This is a genomic window from Pseudomonas kitaguniensis (genome assembly GCF_009296165.1).
In the GTDB taxonomy this organism is placed as follows: domain Bacteria; phylum Pseudomonadota; class Gammaproteobacteria; order Pseudomonadales; family Pseudomonadaceae; genus Aquipseudomonas; species Aquipseudomonas kitaguniensis.
The window spans coordinates 1-15,055 of record NZ_VUAZ01000194.1 but is presented as its reverse complement, the minus strand read 5'-3'; the positions used below and the strand labels follow the sequence as shown (position 1 = coordinate 15,055).

General features: G+C 59.9%; 5 protein-coding genes and 1 pseudogene. 4 read left to right on the top strand and 2 right to left on the bottom strand.

Features of this window, described 5'->3' with window-relative positions; all coding sequences use genetic code 11:
* Nucleotides 1-811 precede the first annotated feature (811 nt).
* A complete protein-coding gene (gene metH / locus F0169_RS25925) occupies nucleotides 812-3,820 on the top strand; it encodes a methionine synthase (protein WP_241679183.1) in 3,009 nt (1,002 codons plus the stop codon).
* Between the two features lie 54 nt (nucleotides 3,821-3,874).
* Here metH and F0169_RS25920 read toward each other — a convergent pair whose 3' ends face one another.
* On the bottom strand, nucleotides 3,875-11,116 hold the full coding sequence (locus tag F0169_RS25920; protein ID WP_152748007.1) for an NEL-type E3 ubiquitin ligase domain-containing protein: 7,242 nt from the start codon (nucleotides 11,114-11,116) through the stop codon (nucleotides 3,875-3,877).
* 87 nt (nucleotides 11,117-11,203) lie between these two features.
* Here F0169_RS25920 and F0169_RS28100 point away from each other — a divergent pair.
* Nucleotides 11,204-11,299: pseudogene (locus tag F0169_RS28100) on the top strand (DUF2970 domain-containing protein); the annotation flags it as partial.
* On the opposite strand, the gene F0169_RS25915 reads toward F0169_RS28100, so the two are convergent.
* On the bottom strand, nucleotides 11,296-12,363 hold the full coding sequence (locus F0169_RS25915; protein WP_152748006.1) for an ABC transporter substrate-binding protein: 1,068 nt from the start codon (nucleotides 12,361-12,363) through the stop codon (nucleotides 11,296-11,298). The pseudogene F0169_RS28100 and the gene F0169_RS25915 overlap by 4 nt on opposite strands.
* 422 nt (nucleotides 12,364-12,785) lie before the next feature.
* Between F0169_RS25915 and F0169_RS25910 the strand changes: the two genes are divergently transcribed.
* Together F0169_RS25910 and F0169_RS25905 are read left to right on the top strand one after the other, a co-directional pair.
* Complete coding sequence (locus F0169_RS25910) at nucleotides 12,786-14,444, top strand: nitrite/sulfite reductase (RefSeq protein ID WP_099238104.1); 1,659 nt, start codon at nucleotides 12,786-12,788, stop codon at nucleotides 14,442-14,444.
* Nucleotides 14,428-14,922, top strand: coding sequence for a DUF934 domain-containing protein (locus F0169_RS25905; protein WP_058411677.1), 495 nt, complete (start codon nucleotides 14,428-14,430; stop codon nucleotides 14,920-14,922). The genes F0169_RS25910 and F0169_RS25905 overlap by 17 nt, the downstream gene beginning before the upstream one ends.
* The last annotated feature ends 133 nt before the right edge of the window (nucleotides 14,923-15,055 follow it).

Below are 15,055 nucleotides of genomic sequence, written 5' to 3'. Positions count from 1 at the left end.
CATGGCCACCACCAACATGAACGATATTCATGTAAAACCCTGACATGCTCCAAATCGGCACAGGTTTGCTATGATTCATGCCCTCCGTAATGCCTGACCAGAGTAGTCCCATGTCCGATCGTAGCGCTCGTCTGCACGCCCTTCACCAAGCCCTCAAGGAACGCATCCTGATCCTCGACGGCGGTATGGGCACGATGATCCAGAGCTACAAGCTGGAGGAGCAGGACTACCGTGGCAAACGTTTCGCCGACTGGCCGAGCGACGTCAAGGGTAACAACGACCTGCTGGTGCTGACCCGCCCGGACGTGATCGGCGGCATCGAAAAGGCTTACCTGGACGCCGGGGCTGACATCCTCGAAACCAACACCTTCAACGCCACGCGCATTTCCATGGCCGATTACGGCATGGAAGCACTGGCCTACGAATTGAACGTCGAAGGCGCCCGCCTGGCGCGCAAAATCGCCGACGCCAAGACCCTCGAGAACCCGGACAAACCGCGCTTCGTTGCCGGTGTGCTCGGCCCGACCAGCCGCACCTGCTCGCTGTCCCCGGACGTGAACAACCCCGGCTACCGCAACGTGACCTTTGACGAACTGGTGGAAAACTACACCGAGGCCACCAAAGGCCTGATCGAGGGCGGCGCCGACCTGATCCTGATCGAAACCATCTTCGACACCCTCAACGCCAAGGCCGCGATCTTCGCCGTGCAAGGTGTGTTCGAAGAACTGCATGTCGAACTGCCGATCATGATCTCCGGCACCATCACCGACGCCTCCGGCCGGACCTTGTCGGGCCAGACCACCGAAGCGTTCTGGAACTCGGTCAGTCACGCCAAGCCGCTGTCGGTGGGCCTCACTGCGCACTGGGCGCCAGCGAGTTGCGTCCGTACCTGGAAGAGCTGTCGAACAAAGCCAACACCCACGTTTCCGCGCACCCGAACGCCGGCCTGCCGAATGAATTCGGCGAGTACGACGAATTGCCGTCGCAAACTGCCAAGGTCATCGAAGAGTTCGCCCAGAGCGGCTTCCTCAATATTGTCGGCGGCTGCTGCGGCACCACACCGGGCCACATTGAAGCCATCGCCAAGGCCGTGGCCGGGTATGCGCCGCGCCCGATTCCGGACATCCCCAAGGCCTGCCGCTTGTCGGGCCTGGAGCCGTTTACGATTGATCGCAGCTCGTTGTTCGTCAACGTCGGCGAGCGCACCAACATCACCGGCTCGGCGCGTTTCGCCCGACTGATCCGTGAAGACAACTACACCGAAGCGCTCGAAGTGGCGCTGCAACAGGTGGAGGCCGGCGCGCAGATCATCGACATCAACATGGACGAAGGCATGTTGGATTCGAAGAAGGCCATGGTGACCTTCCTCAATCTGATTGCCGGCGAGCCGGACATCTCGCGCGTGCCGATCATGATCGACTCCTCGAAGTGGGAAGTCATCGAGGCCGGGCTCAAGTGCATTCAGGGCAAGGGAATCGTCAACTCGATCAGCATGAAGGAAGGCGTCGAGCAGTTCATTCACCACGCCAAGCTGTGCAAGCGCTACGGCGCGGCGGTGGTGGTGATGGCGTTCGACGAAGCCGGCCAGGCCGACACCGAAGCGCGCAAAAAAGAGATCTGCAAACGCTCCTACGACATTCTGGTGAATGAGGTGGGCTTCCCGCCGGAAGACATCATCTTCGACCCGAACATCTTCGCGGTCGCCACCGGTATCGAAGAACACAACAACTATGCCGTCGACTTCATTAACGCCTGCGCCTACATCCGCGACGAGCTGCCGTACGCGCTGACCTCGGGTGGCGTGTCCAACGTGTCGTTCTCGTTCCGTGGCAACAACCCGGTGCGTGAGGCGATCCACTCGGTGTTCCTGCTGTATGCGATCCGCAACGGCCTGACCATGGGCATCGTCAACGCCGGCCAGTTGGAGATCTACGACCAGATCCCGGCCGAGCTGCGTGACGCCGTGGAAGATGTGGTGCTCAACCGCACGCCGGAAGGCACCGACGCCCTGCTCGCCATCGCCGACAAGTACAAGGGCGACGGCAGCGTAAAAGAAGCCGAGACCGAAGAATGGCGCGGCTGGCCGGTGAACAAGCGCCTGGAACACGCGCTGGTCAAGGGCATTACCACGCATATCGTTGAAGACACCGAGGAATCGCGGCAGTCGTTCGCGCGCCCGATCGAGGTGATCGAAGGCCCGCTGATGTCCGGCATGAACATCGTTGGCGACCTGTTCGGCGCCGGCAAAATGTTCTTGCCGCAGGTGGTTAAATCCGCCCGCGTGATGAAGCAGGCCGTGGCTCACTTGATCCCGTTTATCGAGCTGGAAAAAGGCGACAAGCCCGAAGCCAAGGGCAAGATCCTGATGGCCACGGTGAAGGGCGACGTGCATGACATCGGCAAGAATATCGTCGGCGTAGTGCTGGGTTGCAACGGCTACGACATTGTCGATTTGGGCGTGATGGTGCCGGCCGAAAAAATCCTGCAGGTGGCCAAGGAACAGAAGTGCGACATTATCGGGCTGTCCGGCCTGATCACGCCGTCGCTGGACGAGATGGTCCACGTCGCCCGTGAGATGCAGCGCCAGGACTTCCACTTGCCGCTAATGATCGGCGGCGCAACCACCTCCAAGGCGCACACCGCGGTAAAAATCGAACCGAAGTACAGCAATGACGCGGTGATCTACGTGACCGACGCCTCGCGGGCGGTGGGCGTGGCGACGCAGTTGCTGTCCAAGGAACTGAAGGCCGGTTTTGTCGAGAAAACCCGCCTGGAATATATCGATGTGCGCGAGCGTACAGCCAACCGCAGCGCACGCACCGAGCGCCTGAGCTACCCGGTGGCAATCGCCAAGAAGCCGCAGTTCGACTGGAGCACGTACACGCCGGTCAAACCGACCTTTACCGGCAGCAAGGTGCTCGACAATATCGACCTCAAGGTGCTGGCCGAGTACATCGACTGGACGCCGTTTTTTATCTCGTGGGACCTGGCTGGCAAGTTCCCGCGCATTCTCACCGATGAAGTGGTTGGTGAAGCCGCCACCGCGCTCTACGCTGACGCCCAGGAAATGCTCGCCAAGCTGATCGATGAGAAACTCATCAGTGCCCGCGCAGTGTTTGGTTTCTGGCCGACCAACCAGGTGCAGGACGACGACCTGGAAGTGTACGGCGACGACGGCCAGCCGATTGCCAGGCTGCATCACCTGCGCCAGCAAATCATCAAGACCGACGGCAAGCCGAACTTTTCGCTGGCCGACTTTGTGGCGCCAAAAGACAGCGGCGTGACCGACTACATCGGTGGTTTCATCACCACCGCCGGCATCGGTGCCGAAGAAGTCGCCAAGGCCTATCAAGACGCGGGCGACGACTACAACTCGATCATGGTCAAAGCCCTGGCCGACCGCCTCGCCGAAGCCTGCGCCGAATGGCTGCACCAGCAAGTACGTAAAGAACACTGGGGTTACGCCAAGGATGAAGTGCTGGATAACGAAGCACTGATCAAAGAGCAATACAGCGGCATCCGCCCTGCCCCCGGCTACCCCGCGTGCCCCGACCACACCGAGAAAGCCCAGTTGTTCCAACTGCTCGACCCCGAAGCCCGCGAGATGCACGCAGGCCGCAGCGGCGTATTCCTCACCGAACACTACGCGATGTTCCCGGCGGCGGCTGTCAGCGGCTGGTACTTCGCCCACCCGCAGGCGCAGTACTTTGCCGTGGGCAAAGTCGACAAGGACCAAGTCCACAGCTACACCGCACGCAAGGGCCAGGACCTGAGCGTCACCGAGCGTTGGCTGGCGCCCAACCTTGGGTATGACAACTAAGCACTGCACCCATACCCGTACCAACATCCCGTGCGGGTATTGGCGCCTGATGCACTACTGGCGGGAAGACGGCCCAGGTTGCGGCGATGCAGGCCGCGGCGCCGGCGTATCGACCGCGCCGCTCGACAGCTGCAGCACCTCGTTACGCGACAGCTCAATCAGCTTCTGCGCGCGTGCGCTGCCCAGCTCAATCTCCAACAGGTTCAACGCCACTTCGTAGCGCTCCTGACTGTCGGTGCCCGGTTCCCTGGCACTGTGTTCATCTTCCAGCGCGTTTTGACGCGTTAGCGCATTATCCTCAAGCGCATCGAACGCTTCGCGGTAGCGCGTGCGCAGGTAATTGAGCCAATAATCACGCGCAATCAGGCTTTCATAAAATGTATCGGACGCTTCCGCCGCGAGCACCTGGGCGCGAGCGTCAATCAACGCCTGCCCGCTGATCGGCGTACCAAATGCCATATGCGTGGGTTGCCCTGGCAACTCCAGCCCGTCGGGCCAGCCGTGGGTCATGCCGATTCGATACTGCAGGCGTACCTCGGCGCGGTCCATATTTCTCGCGCGAGCCTCGGCCAGTGTGTCGATCTGGTCCAGACGAAATAATTGCCGGGACAGCGCCAACAAACGCTGGCCCCGAAGCTTCTGGTTGCGAACCGGAACGTCACGTAGCGCATTCTCCTCGAACACCAGCACCTCCATTGCGCTGAACGTGAGGGTGCGCCCGTCGATACAGGTGTTGTGGGTTTGCGACGCGACGAACAACAGCTCACGCTGATGCGCACTGGCGGCTGCGGCGTCGATCACAACCCATACCCGCCGGGTAAGATCAACACGGGTGAAGCGGTACTCATGGGTATCGCGTAGTTGCGAGAGCAAATGAAAGAACGGCGCATGACCCCGCTCCTGCGTCAATTGCAGCCACAATTGCCGCCTGGACGCGGCCAGCGATTCGGGTGTGTTCAGCAGCCAGGATGCAAGCACCGCTTCGCCTGTCTCCCCCGCCGGGTCAGGGATGACTTCCAAGGGCTGGTAACCGGCACCATCATCGTCGGAGTCACCGTCCGAATCAGAGCCAGAATTGTTTTCAGAGCCCGTACCCGTATCGGAGTCACTCTCAAGATCACTAATCCTGGTGTCAATCTCGTGCCGCGCAAGCCCCATTACAGCCCCACCTTGATGGGTATCGCTGTAGTGCCTGAGTTGCTCAAAACTGGTGAGGGATAGCTGATGGTTATCGGAAAGATCGGTACCCGCCACCAACCTCTCGTGGTTGCCGCCCAGCAAGCGGTCCGGAAAAGTCGTGAGGGCATTGCCACTGAGATTCAACGTCTGCAGATCTGTGGCCTCAAGTACGCCGTCGGGCCAATGCGTAATACCGTTGTAGCTAAGGTCCAATGTCTCAAGCAGGCTGAAGGCGCGGGAGCTGAAAGCACTCAGGTTGTTGTGACTCAGGTCCAACCAGCGCAAGCGTGCACCCCCCAGTTGCCGATACAGTGCCTCGGGATCGCTGAGCCTGTTGGCAGCCAGCTCCAGTCGCTCGAGCTGGTTCATACGCTCAACCGCCTCAGGAAGCGCGGTCAGTTCGTTACCGCTCAGGACCAATCTGCGCAGTGCCGGAAAGCTGTTGAGGAAGCCATTGACGCTTTGCCCCGAGAACCGCACGCCGGTCAAATCCAGCGTTCGGACCTGCGTAAATTGAATATCCAATTCAGGCAAATGCTGGGTTTGCAGGCCCTGCAGGCTCAGCTCAGAACCTGGGTCGGCTGCCAAGCTGCTTTGCCAGCACTCAATGATACGCAAGGCAATCAGCCTGCGCCCCTCGACCTCGGTCTTCTTAGCCCAGATTCGTAGCTCGGCGGTGTAGAGCCAGCCATTGAGCTTGCGCGTCAGCGATTCAAGGTCCTGGTGCCATGCACTAAGTTGCGTATCTATTTGCGCGTCGCTGAGCCCATCGTTACGCAGTTGTTCCAGTCGTTGCAGGGCCTGCTCATCGGTAAGCGCCGGACTCAGATGTTGCAAGCGCTGTGCAAGCCCCGCCGCCTCTTCAAGGCCAATGGCGGTCTGCGGTAACGGCAGTAAGTAACGAGCGATGGATAAGTCGATTTCTTGCGGTGGAAATACCGACGGCATGGCTGCCCGATCAAGCTGGTTCAACGTGCCCTCGGGCAAGCCTTTGGCTGCCTCGACACGCCGACGCGCCGTTGTCATCGCGACTTCGCCCTCGGTGCTGAACCGGTTACCGGCCAAGTTGGTATTCATCAACGCCTCATCGTTAGCCAAGACCTGTGCAGGTAATGTCGGCATCTGATTGTCGCGCAAGTCGAGCCAGGCCAATTGTGGCAAACCCTCAGCCCCTGTCGGCCAGGCCTGCAATTGCGTCGCCCGCAGGTGCAGCGCCCTTAGCCGCGTCAACCCACTGACATCCAGGCCATTCAAGGGGTTGTTGCGTAAATCCAGCAGCTCGAGGCTGTTGAGGTCATTGAGTTGCTGCTGGACGGTTGGCGTCACCACCAGGCGGTTATTGGAAAGATCAAGCTGGGTCAAGGTGGGAAGATCACCCGGACCAATCGGTACTTCGGTCAAACCATGACCGCGCAGCTCAAGGGTTTGTGTGCCGCTGAATGCCCGGATAAAACTGCGTGTCTGCTCGACAGACTCACCCGACCAGCCCAGGCGTAACGTGCGTACATGGGAAAAACTGCCGGCCGGCAGTGAGGGCAGTACAACGTTTTCCACAACAAGAAGCGGAGGTGTCACTTGAAATTCCGGCGGCGGCAACTCAAATACCGACACGTCGGCTATCAAGTTGTAGCGCTGGGCCACGGCCCCGCGCCAGCTGTTTTCAAGGGCACTGATAACGTGGGCATTTGGCCCCCCTTGCCAGGTTGCTGAACGCAACCTGAAGCGCGACCCGGTGTTGGCATTCGGATCATAAAACCCCTCGAAAAGCCCGCTGTATTCCTCGCTAAGGGCCTCGATAGCAGCAAACCTCGTTTCAGGCGTGTCCCAGGTCTCCATTATCGTTGCATGCAGAGCGGTGGTCGTACGGGAAATGCCCATCAGGGACTGCAACTCGCCCTTGGCGTACCCTCTGACCATCTGATGCAGGTCAGCAATATGCTCCCTCTCACCCCGATAGTTTTTGACGTAGTCATTCGCGGGCCTGAACGCCTCGCGGGAGAAGTTTGACCAGTCCAGCGACAAGCCGGCCCAGAGCTTTTCATGCCCGGAATAAAGCGCCTCAGGGAGTGCGCGGATACTGCTATTGACCAGATCCAGACGCTCCAGGCGGGCAAGATTCTCAACATAGGCAGGCCACACCGACAGCGTATGGGGCGCATTGAGGCGCAATGTTTTCAACTGGACCAACGCTGACAAATCGAGGCTATTGAGGCGTTCAGACCGGGCAAATCCGGTGCAATCAATGTCCAATTCCTCAAGCGAAGTCAGTGCATTGAGCCTTGAGGAAAAGTCCGCTGCCAACGACGAAGAATCCACCTTGAACGTCAGACTCTTGAGTTTCGTCATGCCCTCCAAGGCCAGTGGCACTGTCGTCAGAGAGGGCTTGGCGAATATGACCGGGTCCCATATGCGGCCATTTTCGCCGACCGACAGGGTTTCTACGTTGGGAAACCGTGCGAGAAAACCATCGGCATTAACATCGTTGAGGCCGCGCCCGCCCACCGACAGTTCGCGAATATGTGAAAAGTCAGCCGCAAGCGGTGGTGGCGACTCATTCATGACAATGGAAAAACGCGCGGCGCTGCTGTCCGTTGCGGCTAACGGTGCACGCCGCCATAGCGCTTTGAACAACTGCGCGAGTTGATTTCTATGGTAATACGCCGAATTGTCGGGGGTTGCACTGAATGGGTCAGGTGCCACCGCAGGCTGGCCTACCCATTGGTCGAGTGTCGACGTCAGCGCGGTGTACTCACGCTCACGGTTCTGCAACAGATTGAATATCTCCTTGTCGCTTTTACCGGCCTGCGACAACTGGCGAATAAAGCCAGTGGCTTGATCGTCGCGCAGCGCCGGATAGATATTCTGCGCCCGTTGCACCAGGCTCGGGTTCAGGGACGTACCGCGACCGCTGGCGTAATACCCGATCAGCTTGCCGTTGACCCGCACGGGAGGCTTGAACCATTTAGCTTGCGGCTCCAGTACCTGCGTCGCTTCACTGCGATAATCGTCGGCAAAGTCGATGATTTTTTGTTTCAACTGAGCATGTTGACTGACCTGCGGCACACCCAGCCCCTGCCGGGCGTTATCGGGCATGGCATGCATCAGCGAAATATAGAAATTATCGCCCTCCATGCGCACGCTGTTGAGGGCCTCGCTACGCTCGTCAAATGCCTGAAAGCTCGGGCCTTTCTTGACCAGGTATTTTTTGTTTGGCGCAGTCTCGCTGCCAATGCTGTCAAGCAGCGGGCCACGGGTACTGCCGTCGCGCACTTCCAGGCGCAATGTTTGCGGCCAACCCGGCAGTTTTTCCAGGGTGTGCAACGCCAGCCGCCGGCTGTCTGCCGAAGCGATATTGTCGCTGCGCAAACCGGCATAGGCTCGCGCTTGACGCCCTTGCCGCGCATACCAGCGGGCCTCTTCCAACAGGTTCAGCGGCACCCGGCGAGTGCTGTGCAATTGATCGAGGTCATCGGCAGCGGCATGCGCCAGCACCTCCTCGGCCGCCGACTCGCTGAGCCCAGGGCAGGTGCGCTGCAATAGCTGCACGTAACGGTCAAGCTTTTCGGTGCCCTGGTAGATGCTGTCGAAAATTGCAGGTTTGCGGGTCCGCGCATAATCAGTGATGCGTTTGCCAAACTCTTGCGCCCTCGCCTCACGCAGGCGCGCGCCGCGCTCACCGAGCAGCCCGAGGATCTCGGCCTCGTCCAGGCTGGCGAGGATACGCGCGGGCAATTCACCACTCAAAATATCGGCGCGGCCGACCTTGATCGACGGCTTTGCCGCGACCTCACGAAACAGGCGTTCGGAACCATATTTGACGGACTCTCCCGACAGCCCTGGGCCTTTGTACACCTCAAGCACGCGGTTGGCGGGCCAGCGCGGCATTTCCGCCACCAGCGGCAACACATACAAATACCGCTCATCAATCGGCTGCGTGCCGCGCAGTTGTTCAATCACTTGGCCTGCGCCCAAATCTGCGCGAAACATTCGCAAGGCATCCGCCAGTTCGGGCGGTGGCGCGGCGTGATCCATGTGCATTTTGCGCAGGGCGTTGTCGGTGACACCACTCACATCTGCGACCTTGATCAGCTCAACATCGGAAAAAGCCTCGGTCACATGGCCCATGCGCCGTAACAGGGTCAAACGGTCCCATTCCAGCGGGCGCTCAAGGCTGTGCTGCCAGGCGCCGTGGCCATTACTGTCGAGCAGCGGTTGGTAGGCGCTGGCATCCGCTGGATGCACGATGCGCCACTTTTTGATCGATTCATCGAAGGTTTTTTCGTAGACCTTGGTGCCCTGGCGGATATACGTCTTGCCGTTGACCACGTGCTGCCCCAAGGCATTCGGGCCTGAGCTGTTGGCCAGCGAAACCGAGCTTTCATAAGGCCTCAGGTCGGGCCGCCACAGGCGCGTTTCGCCATTGGGTAACGTCACCGGGCTAAGGCGCTCAAGCAGCGGCTCAGGCTTGACCGCCCTGAACCTGCTGACGCCGGCACCTACTGCCGCCATCACTGCGATCTGTGCGAGATTTTCTGCCACGTCGACCAGATGTTCCTTGGCGGCACGCTTGTCGCCCTCGGCCCATTCGATCGACCCTTCAAGGGTTTCGTAAAGCAGTTGCCCGGCCATCACCGTCAGCATGATCTCGCCCAACACCGGCACAAACATAGACACAGCGTTCAGCGCCAGCATGCCGATTTCCAGCAGATGCGCCAGCTTGGCCTCACGCGCCTTCACATCCACGTCTTCGGTGGGCACCGCGTGACTGCGCGCATCGGCCAAGACCTTGTCGCGGTTCTGCTCGTAAAGGTAGGTCCACGGGTCGACGTTGGCAGCCCAGATGCCCGCGCCTTTGCGGGTAACGGTCGAGGCCGCAATGTAGGGGTCGGGTTCCGGCTCCATGTTGGCCGCAGGCTCAGGCGGTAGCGGTCCCAGACGGGTAATGTTCGACACCCCGCTGAGAACCTCAATGACTGTGCGCCAGGGAGACGTCAGCGGGCCACTCGGTGAGTCGGCGGTTTTTTTGCTGAACTGACTGAAATAGTAAGGGCGATGATGGTAGGGCACGAACTGACTGTAAAACCGCTGGTACTCGGTCGGGCCGGGATCGGTCGGCGCAAGGCTGTCCCTGGCGGTAAACAGCCGCTTGAATTCGGCACGCATCTGCGACGAGGTATAGCGCTTGAGTGGATGGGCGCGGTCATGCGGGATATAAAGAATCACCTCGTCGCTATAGCGGTACTTTTCACAGATAACAAAGGCCATACAGCCGACCATTCTTTTTTTCATCAAGCCCATGTCTTTGAACCAGACTTGCTTGTTGCCCATCCGGGGATGAACCTCGCCGTTGATCACCGACACAATCATGGCGTAGTCCGCAGGCTCTATGTCCTGGGTCAACAGCGCCTGTTCGGCAGCCGCGCGCATGGCCGTTTTCTGGCTGGCGATGAAGTGCCGGCGCAGGGTGGCTTCAGTCACCGCATCGGTCGGATGAAAGAACGACCGCAGGTAAGCCTGATACTTCGCGCCCAGATCCAGGCGGCGGCACAGGGTTAAAAACTGGCTGACGCTCAGGTTCACGTTGACCGACTGGAACGTGTCGGGCTCGGCACCTGCCACCGTGAAACCGGATGAGCTGTGATAAGCACCGGCTTCACATTCCGCTGCTTCAAAGTTATGCAAAGCGGCCTGCAGCATTGGCAGCGCGAGGACTTTGTACGACGCCGCCTCCACTTCCAAAATGCTCACCGTCAGTGCGCGCTTGAGGCGTAAAAAGGTCTGGTTGACGTCCACCTCTACGCTGAAACGCGCCTTCAGTTCCTTAAGCAATAGCGGTTCGGCGAACGCATCAATGTCCAGCAGCGTCGACAGGGTTTTATCCAGCCGGTTCTGAGCCGTGGCGCTGGCCTTGAAGCTCGCGTCGACTACCTTGCGCTGCGCAGGTGAGGCATTTTTGTACCAGCCCGGCAACACCGGGGCGGCCTGTTTAACCGCCGACCTTCTAGCGGGCGTGGCATCAACCAGCCATTGCGGAACGGCCTTTTCCAGGAAGTCGCCATGAATACTCAAGGTCGCAGCGGGTGGTTTATTGCGGGTAGAACGCGGGTATACGGACATGCTGTCACTCCTGTGATGTGGAGTGACAGCACACCACCGGCCGGCGCCAGGCCGGTGGTGCATAGCTACGACACGGCTACGACGCGCGCGGAGTTTGTGATGCTGGGCATCCTGTTCTCGGCGGTTTTTGCGCTGACGCTGTTCGGCATCGTCAAACGGGTGCTGCTCTTTGCGGGTGTTTAGCGCAGCAGCAGTTGCAAGCTGAACGGGTAACGGTAGGACGCAGGCTTGCCTTGGGCCGACAGCGCCTGAAAATTCACCGGCGGCGTTGGCGCAAGCAAGCGCTGCGCCTGGGCTGCATCAATCAGTTGGAATAACGCTTGCTGCCGGTCACGTCCGCCATAGGCGCTGATGTCGACGCCCTTGGCGTCGTCGTTGATCAGCACCATGGCCCACCCGCCCAAGGTGAAATGCCCGGCAACCAATGTCGTCAACCGCCCGTCCAGGCGTGCCTGCAAAATCTGCGGCGAGCTGTTGATTGCACTGAACAACGCATCCTTGCCCGGCACCCGCCCACTCTCCTGCAGCGCCTGCATGGCACCCAGCGCCATCTCGTCGTTGGCCGACCACACCAGCGCGGTCTGCGGGTAGCGCTTGAATAATTGCGTCGCTTGTTCGAACGCGCGTTGGCGACTCCATTCTCCGTAGACCAACTGGCGCAGGCGCACTTCGGGATGCTCGGCCAAGGCGCGGCGCAGGCCTTGCTCACGCCGTTGCGCGCTGGGCGTATTCTTGGCGCCGGAAAACGCCAGCAGGTCGAGGGAATCGCCAGGCTCGACCCGGCCATGCTGGCGCAGCAAGTCGGTGAGCATCAGGTAACCCGCCTGCTCGTAATCGGCCACCAGGCTGCAGATCCAGGGCGCGTCCTCACCGGCATCCAGCAAGTGCACTTGGTCGGGAGTGAGCGCGTTATTCACCATCAGCAACTTGACCCCGCTGCCCAGGGCCATGCGCAGAATTTGCGGGGCGACGTATTGCTCGTTTACCAGCACCAGGTAGTCGGGGCGCTCGGCGCCTTGCAGCGCTTCGCGGGCCTGAGCCAGGGTGTTGCGGGCATCGCGCTCGGAATAACGCACGCGCAAATCCAGGCCGAGGTCCTTGGCGGCGGCCTGCATGAATTGCGCGTAGTCAACCCAGAAGGTTTCGGTGGACGTGCCGGGGTTGAGAAACACCACCGACGAGGCATGGCTCATCGCCGCGAACGTCGATCCCAGCAACCACACGCACGTAACAAGAACCTTCAACATGGTTGTTCAAGCCTGGAATGTTGACCGCCATGATAATGGCAATGCGACATTCAATCGAGGCTCAATCAGCAGACTTTACGGGTGGCTGACCCAGAACACGGCGGTTCCCACCACCAAAATTATCAAGAACAGAATGGCCCAGGCATCCACGCTGCTCTCGGGTTTACGGGCTTTTGTCGAATTGCTCATCGCATCGCCTCTTGTCGGTTTTATAGGTGATTGCATCAAGACACGCTCACAGTAAAGTTCATGCTTGCCCCTGTGACAAATGTGGATATGAAGATAATCAGTCTCATTAGTCGATTTGGTTCTTTGCATATACTCAAACATCACTTTTGCGCATAAACGCAAACTGGTATCGTGCGCCGGCTCCGTTTGGAGTGCGCGGCCGTGCGCGCAGATTTGCCGAGAACAGGACCTATATGTACGTATACGACGAATACGATCAGCGCATCATCGAGGACCGCGTCAAGCAGTTCCGTGATCAGACCCGACGCTACTTGGCAGGTGAGCTGAGCGAAGAAGAGTTCCGCCCTCTGCGCCTGCAAAATGGCCTGTATGTTCAGCGCTTTGCGCCGATGCTGCGGGTCGCCGTGCCTTACGGCCAACTGACTTCGCGCCAGACGCGCATGATGGCCAAAATTGCGCGTGACTTCGACAAGGGCTACGCCCACATCAGCACCCGCCAGAACGTACAGTTCAACTGGCCGGCACTGGAAGACGTGCCGGACATTCTGGCTGAACTGGCGACCGTGCAGATGCACGCGATTCAGACCAGCGGCAACTGCCTGCGCAACGTGACCACCGACCAATTCGCCGGTGTGGCGGCCGATGAGCTGATCGACCCACGCCCCTGGTGTGAAATTGTGCGTCAGTGGACCACCTTCCACCCTGAGTTCGCCTATTTGCCGCGCAAGTTCAAGATCGCCGTCAATGGCTCGACCTCGGACCGTGCCGCCATCGAAGTGCACGACATTGGCCTGGAGCCGGTGCACAACGCGGCCGGCGAGCTGGGCTTCCGCGTGCTGGTGGGTGGCGGCCTCGGCCGCACGCCGGTGGTCGGCGCGTTCATCAACGAATTTCTGCCATGGCAGGACCTGTTGAGCTACCTCGACGCGATCCTGCGGGTCTACAACCGCTACGGCCGTCGTGACAACAAATACAAGGCCCGGATCAAGATCCTGGTCAAAGCGCTGACCCCTGAGGTATTTGCGCAAAAGGTCGACGCGGAAATGCAACACCTGCGCGGCGGCCAGACCACCCTGACCGATGCCGAAGTGCATCGCGTTGCCAAGCATTTCGTCGACCCGGACTACAAGGCCCTGAGCAATCAGGACGCCGAGTTGGCCGAACTCGACACGCAACACCCAGGTTTCGCGCGCTGGCGCAGCCGCAACACCCTGGCCCACAAAAAACCCGGCTATGTGGCCGTGACCCTGTCGCTTAAACCGACCGGCGTTGCACCGGGCGACATCACCGACAAGCAACTCGACGGCGTTGCCGACCTGGCCGAGCGCTACAGCTTCGGCCAATTGCGCACCTCCCACGAGCAGAACATCATCCTTGCCGACGTTGAACAGTCGCAGCTGTTCGCCCTCTGGGGTGAGCTGCGCGAGCAAGGTTTCGCCACGCCGAACATCGGCCTGCTGACCGACATCATCTGCTGCCCGGGCGGCGACTTCTGCTCGCTGGCCAACGCAAAATCGATCCCGATTGCCGAATCGATCCAGCGCCGTTTCGACGACCTGGATTACCTGTTCGACATCGGCGAGCTGGACCTGAACATCTCCGGTTGCATGAACGCCTGTGGTCACCACCACGTTGGCCACATCGGCATCCTGGGCGTGGACAAGAAAGGCGAAGAATTCTACCAAGTGTCCCTGGGTGGCAGCGCCAGCCGTGACGCGAGCCTGGGCAAGATCCTCGGCCCGTCCTTCGCCCAGGAAGCCATGCCCGAGGTGATCGGCAAACTGATCGACGTGTACGTTGAGCAGCGCACCGAAGATGAGCGATTCATCGACACCTACCAGCGCATCGGCATTGACCTGTTCAAGGAGCGCGTCTATGCAGCGAATCATTAAGAACAACGAAGTGCTCGACGAAACCTGGCACCTGCTGCCCAAGGACGCGAGCTTCGACGGCATCTCCAACTGCGACGACCTGATCGTGCCGTTGGCGCTGTGGCGCGAACACGGCCACGCCCTCAAGGCCCGCGACGGCGGCCTGGGCGTGTGGCTGGACGCCGATGAAGAAGCTGAAGAGATCGGCGCTGACGTGGAACACTTCCAGGTCATCGCGCTGAACTTTCCGGCCTTCACCGACGGCCGCAACTACTCCAACGCGCGCCTGCTGCGTGACCGTTATGGTTACACAGGCGAGCTGCGGGCGATTGGCGACGTGCTGCGCGACCAACTGTTCTACCTGCGCCGTTGCGGGTTCGATGCCTTCGCCTTGCGCGCGGACAAAGACCCGTACGAAGCACTGGAAAGCCTCAAGGATTTCTCGGTGACGTACCAGGCGGCCACGGATGAGCCGCTGCCGCTGTTTCGTCGTCGCTAGGGCTAGGGCTCCTTACGTTTAGATTGAAGGCATATCCGTTATTGGGCTAATGGCTTATATCGGTTCCGCTTTTACAGCGGGTCACTTTTGAAAGGCCCGGAAGCCGGCCCAACCCCCCAAGCAGAATGTGGTC